Raw genomic sequence first — 306 nt, forward strand, 5'->3', positions numbered from 1 at the left:
CAACTTTTTACCTTTAGTGTAAAAATTGGTGGTTAGGTCTGGTTCTAGCGTGAAGTAGGCTAGCTTAGGTTCCGATTCCTCTTCTGCGAAACTTGATGCTGAAAAGAGTAGAGTAATCGCAAGAAATATTTGGGCTACATAACGTTTGTGCATATTTGTGACTTTTCTTTAGTTTATTCGCGATATTCGAAACGCATTAGTCTTGTTACAATGAACGGTATAAATCTAAATACGTTTACAATTCGAAGATGCTTTAATTTTGTTCGAAAGTTGAAGCTTTATTGTACGTGTAAAGTCACCTATTGA

The 306-nt window shown here is 35.3% G+C and carries 1 pseudogene; it reads right to left on the reverse strand.

Going from position 1 to position 306, the window contains the following annotated elements:
• Positions 1–153 (reverse strand): annotated as a pseudogene (locus A3712_RS21350) (flagellar basal body-associated protein FliL); the annotation flags it as partial.
• Between the last annotated feature and the right edge of the window lie 153 nt (positions 154–306).

It is taken from the genome of Vibrio sp. HI00D65, from assembly GCF_001635455.1.
Lineage (GTDB): Bacteria > Pseudomonadota > Gammaproteobacteria > Enterobacterales > Vibrionaceae > Vibrio.